This is a genomic window from Microcoleus sp. B7-D4, assembly GCF_036705125.1.
Classification (GTDB): domain Bacteria; phylum Cyanobacteriota; class Cyanobacteriia; order Cyanobacteriales; family Microcoleaceae; genus Microcoleus.
Genome location: NZ_JAUBTT010000029.1, coordinates 6,667 through 12,340, shown reverse-complemented (window position 1 = coordinate 12,340; position 5,674 = coordinate 6,667). Strand labels below are relative to the sequence as shown.

Here is a 5,674-nt window from a genome sequence, read left to right as displayed (position 1 = left end):
AGGCATCCTGCCTGTCTGTGGTGGTGGAACAGGCATCCTGCCTGTCTGTGGTGGTGGAACAGGCATCCTGCCTGTCTGTGGTGGTGGAACAGGCATCCTGCCTGTCTTTCTCAGCGCCCTCTGCGCCTCTGCGGTTAACTCTCTTTAACTCCTTTTCCAGCATTAACTTGCACAGCTTTTGCGTCAAAAAAGGTTGTCCCCCCGTCCAATCCAAAATATCTGCGATCGCACTTTCAGGATTAGCAACTTGCCCCCGCCAACCATCAATCAAAGGCTGCACTTCATCAATCTGAAAACCGCGTAAATTTATCGCCTTACCAATATTAAAAGGAGTTTGAGTTTTATCCGCAATCAAATCCGAAGGAGTCGCCACTCCCAACAAAGCAAATGTGATCCGCTGATATTTTGGCACATCCACTCGTCGGTTATAGAAAAACCGAATTAAAGCAAAAAAATCATCCAGGGGAAAATTCATGCTCAAAACTCTGTCAATTTCATCTACAAAAATTACAATATTTTGTTCAATTTCTACTAATAAAACTTCCTCAATAAACAAACTCAACCGCTGCACGGGTGACAAAAATTCCCGCTGCTCTTTCCACCAAGCCCGCCATTGAAATTTTTTGCCAAGCTGATAGCTGCTTACCAGAGATTGCACGAGTCCGGCATACCACTTTTCTGCCGTTACATCTTCCTTGCCAATTCCGGTTAGGTCAATAAAAGCACAGAGAAACCCTTCCGCTTGCAGTCTTTGCATCGTCCGCACCCGCAAGCTTGATTTGCCCATCTGCCGCGAGTTCAGCACGTAACAAAACTGACCTGCTTTCAAACCTTCGTAAAAGTCTGAGTCTGCTTGTCGCATTACATAGCTGGAGGCATCAATTGGAAGACTACCGCCTACGTGATATTCATAATTAGCTGGATACTCTCTCATAATTGCCATCATCAAAATCTTGGTGTGATTATAGGATAACTGCCTTACAATTACCCATTACCCCTTACCCATTACCAGTGTCTTATAACTAGCAACTTGAGTTATTTACAGATTTGGCTAAATTTTCTAGCCTCTTCGGGATGAGAAGCCAAATAATCTTCCAGCCACAAACAACCCCGCCCGATCGAATTATCGAGATCGAGTTCTAATTTCCACAACTTGATAGTATTGTCAAGCCCAGCAGAAGCTAGTGTTTTACCATCTGGACTAAACATAACGCTAGTAACTCTGTTGAGGTGTCCTTCTAGGGTTGATATTTCCAGACCAGTTTCTACATTCCACACCCTCACAGTACCATCTTCACTAGAGGAAGCTAAAATTTTGCCATCCGGACTGAAACTGACAGTAAATACCTCAGATAAATGTCCTTCTAGGGTAAGCAATAATCTGCCATTTTCTGCATTCCATAGTTTGACTGTACCATCATCACCACCAGAAGCTAAGATTTTACTATTTGGACTAAAACTAACGGTCTGTACCCAACCGCTATGGGCGGAAAAAGCCCACGTTAAAGTAGCTGTTTTTAAATTTAATAGTCTTAGATCACCGTTATTACAAGCCACAGCTAGAGCTTTTCCATCTGGACTAAAACTTAAATCAGTGACAATACGAGGTTCTCTAAAGGTTTTCAGCAACCTACCCTCTGCTACATTCCAAAGTTTTACAGTACGATCATCACCGCCAGAGGCTAAGGTTTTCCCATCTGGACTAAAGCGAACGCTCCTGACCCAACCACTATGATCGTTGAGGGTTTTTAGTAATCGACCATCTTGAACATTCCACCACTTAAGTGTGTTGTCAACACTGCCGGAAGCTAACATATTACCATCGGGACTAAAACTAACACTTAGCATCGGCTCTTGATGACCGTTAAGAGTTTGGAGTAAAGTGCCATTTTTGATATTCCATAGCTTTATTTTAGAATCGTCGCTACCGGAAGCAATAATCTTACCATCGGGACTAAAACTTATTGATCGAATATTATCGCTATTTCTTTTAATGGTTTGCGGTTCCCTAACTTCTAAATTCCAGAGCTTGATTGCGCTATCATAACTTCCAGAAACAAGAGTTTTGCTATCTGGACTAAAAGCGATACTCTCAATTTTACCGTCATGTCCTTTAAGAAGTTGCGGGTCGGTTCTGTTGTCGTTTATATCTTCTAAATTCCACAACTTTACGGTACTATCCGAACTGATAGTTGCTAGAGTTTTGCCATCTGGACTAAAAATTGCACTCCAGACAGCCCTGCGATGAGTAGGGAGGTTTTGCAGTAAAGTTTTATCTGCTACATTCCATAGTTTCACTATGCCTTCTTGATCGGCTGAAGCTAAAGTTTTACCATCGGGACTAAAACTGACACTTATGGTATTTACTTGATGACCTTCCAGAGTATTTACAAGGGTTCCATCGCCAATATTCCACAGCCTCACGGTTCTATCCCAACTTGTAGAAGCGAGAGTTTTACCATCGGGACTCAAACTAATATGGGTAACGGCACGGGTATGTCCTTTCAGAGTTTTTAATAACGTACTATCTGTTGCTTTCCACAACTTGATAGTACCATCGTGGCTACAGGAAGCGAGAATTTTACCATCGGGACTAAAACTAACAGTTCTTATCCAGTCATTATGAGCGTTAATAGTTTTAATTAAACGGCTATGCCTTACATCCCACAACTTAACCGTACCATCTTCACTACTAGAAGCCAAAATATTGCCATTAGGATGAAAACTTACACTCGTAACTCTAGTAGTACGTCCGGTCAGGGTTGATATTAATCTAGCTGGTCTAGCATTCCACAGTTTTACCGTACCATCCTCGCTAGCAGAAGCAAAAATTTTGCCATCGGGACTGAAAGTTACACTTCTGACACCGCTACTATGACCAACGGCGCGATCGCGTTCTCTAACATGATATATTGCCTGTTGCAGTGCCCTCATTACCTGCATTTGCGTATCGTTGCTGGCTGATTTTTCTAATTTTTTCATCTGCTGCGCTGCTTGTAATGCTTTCAACAGTGCTTCAAAAGGATCGGAAACCAAAGCTGCTTTAGAGAATAAAGTTTGCAGGACTACTTGTCGTTGGGCTAGTTCCTGTTGAGCTTTTTTTACTTGTAATTGGATGGAGATTGCTGTGATTACAGAAATTCCCAAAACTACAGAACCCATCGCAATGATCCGGGTAGCCCTGCGCTTGGCTTGAGTAAATTCTACTTTTGCTTGTTGTTGAGCTGAAACTAAGGTATCATTCGCTTTAGCTAATATGTGACCTTCTTCTTCTTTAACAGCTAAAGCCTGTTGAACTTCACGCTTTTCCAAATCTTGAGATGCTGCTAAGAAGCGGTAATCCAGATGGCTTAAATTTTTATCTATCGACCATTCCAGAGCCTCTTGCAGCGCATTTCCCCGCAGCAGCCGCGAATTATCCTCAAAATTAGCCACAGCCCAAGCATTAAAAGTTTCCGAATAAGGCCGCAGCTTTCCTAACTGTTTTTCCACCCATTCCAGATTAAAAACTTCGGCATAAATGCGGTTGTAAACTGTTAATTTTCCCTGCTGTTGCACCACTAAACCAGACAGGCGCAACTCGGTTTGTTCGGGACTGCCATCGGCAAGAACCCCCAGGGGTAGGCACGGGGGCACTACCCCTACAAAACCCTGGTTTTCCTCGGTTTGGGGGGGATTCGCCGATTCCAAGATTTGCTGGTAAAGCCCTAATAACTGTCCGGCTTTTTGCTGATTTCTTAACAGGCGATCGCGAATAGTTTTCAAATGCTCCGGCTCATCCTGAGACTCCCAATTCTCAACAACCCGCAACCTCACCAACCCCGCAACTCCCTCCTCCTCTGTGGAACAGGCATCCTGCCTGTCTCTCTCTGCGCCCTCAGCGCCTCTGCGGTTAACTCTCTTCAACTCATTTTCCAACACCAACTTGCACAGCTTTTGCGTCAAAAAAGGTTGTCCCCCCGTCCAATCTAGTATTTGGGCGATCGCATTTTCAGGATTGGCAACTCGTCCTTGCCAGCCGTCAATTAAAGGCTGCACTTCATCAAGTTTAAAGCCGTCTAAATGTATCGCTTTACCAATATTAAAAGGAGTTTGAGTTTTGTCGGCAATCAAATCTGAAGGTGTTGCCACTCCTAGCAGCGCAAAAGTCAGTTTGCGGTAGAGAGGATTGTCAACTCTTCGATTGTAAAACCAACGAATTAGAGCAAAAAACTCATCCGCAGAAAAGTTCATACTCAACACTCGATCTATCTCGTCAATAAAAATAACTATATTTTGGGAAATCTCAACTAAAATAACTTCTTCAATAAACAAATTAAATCGCTGGAGAGGTGATAATAAATCCCGGCGATCGCGCCACCAATTCCGCCAATTAATTTGATTGCTTAGCTGGCAGCTACTCACCAAAGAATTAATCATTCCCGCATACCATTTTTCAGGAGTGACATCTTCCTTGCCAATACCAGTTAAATCGATACAAGCGCAAACAGTACCTTCAGCTTGCAGTCTTTGCATCGTCCGCACCCGCAAACTAGATTTGCCCATTTGCCGCGAATTCAGCACGTAACAAAACTCACGGGCCTTCAAACCTTCGTAAAAGTCCAAGTCTGCTTGCCGCATCACGTAACTCGACGCATCTGCTGGGAGACTCCCGCCAATCTGATATTCATCGCTAACTGGAAATTCTTTCATCATTGCCTGCACCCAAATCTAGATTAGATTGTACGATCGCCAACCTGACTATGTAGAGATTTACCAAACAACCTGACTTTTACTGATTTTTAGGACTTACGAATCGGTGGTCAGAAACCGGGTTTTTTCCGAAAAGACGCCTTGTAGCCAACAGATTAGGTCAAAAACCCGGTTTCTTTGGTCTGATGCCTGAGTCCTGATTTTTATGATGCTTTGTCAGGATGCACCTGATTTTTCCCTATAAATTCAAAGCCTGAAGCTATTTATCAGTTCCTATAATACCTGATTTTATCACCATTGCGGTTCGCTAGTTTTAGCAAGAAACTGATAACAGGAAGCGAAAAGGGAAGCAAAAAAATATAAATACCCACCATTACTTCCTAAATAAACCAATTAGTTGGGAATACAAAGGAGAAAATGAAATTGATATATACGGTACTCAATTTAATGACAACAACACTGATAACGGCGGTAAGTTTCACAAATCATTAGTGGGAACTAATCAAGCTGACAAAATCTATGGCAAAGCAGGAAATTACATATTGTCGGGTTTTGGTGGCAACGACGACCTGTGAGGCGGCACTGGCAACGACGACTTTCATTTCAAGATCGGGCGAAATTTTGTATCAATTACCAAACAAGAAGGAGTAATCAAAATGGCGAGCGCACCTATTCTCACAAGAGACAAGTACAGCACTAAAAAGGCTGGCCTCATTGACATCGACATAAATATTGAGGATTCTGAAAAGGCTGGCCTCATTGAGATCGACATAAATATTGGCGATTCGGAAACTGTCGATGCGATTGACGACGACAGCGATGATTCTGAAACTGTTGATTTGATTGACGACGACAGCGATGATTCGGAAACTGTTGATTTGATTGACGACGACAGCGATGATTCTGAAACTGTTGATTTGATTGACGACGACAGCGATGATTCTGAAACTGTTGATTTGATTGACGACGACAGCGATGATTC

Annotated in this window: 2 protein-coding genes and 1 pseudogene; 1 reads left to right on the top strand and 2 read right to left on the bottom strand. The window is 42.9% G+C overall.

Annotation, left to right across the window (positions count from 1 at the left end):
* Positions 1-934 (bottom strand): AAA-like domain-containing protein (locus tag QUB12_RS13715; protein ID WP_333307146.1); only part of this gene is annotated, 934 nt, incomplete at its 3' end.
* 101 nt (positions 935-1,035) lie between these two features.
* Positions 1,036-4,695 carry a WD40 domain-containing protein gene (locus QUB12_RS13710; RefSeq protein WP_333145062.1) on the bottom strand — a complete coding sequence of 1,220 codons (3,660 nt, stop codon included), beginning with the start codon at positions 4,693-4,695 and terminating at the stop codon, positions 1,036-1,038.
* 653 nt (positions 4,696-5,348) lie between these two features.
* On the opposite strand from QUB12_RS13710, the pseudogene QUB12_RS13705 reads away from it, so the two are divergent.
* Positions 5,349-5,674: pseudogene (locus QUB12_RS13705) on the top strand (hypothetical protein); the annotation flags it as partial.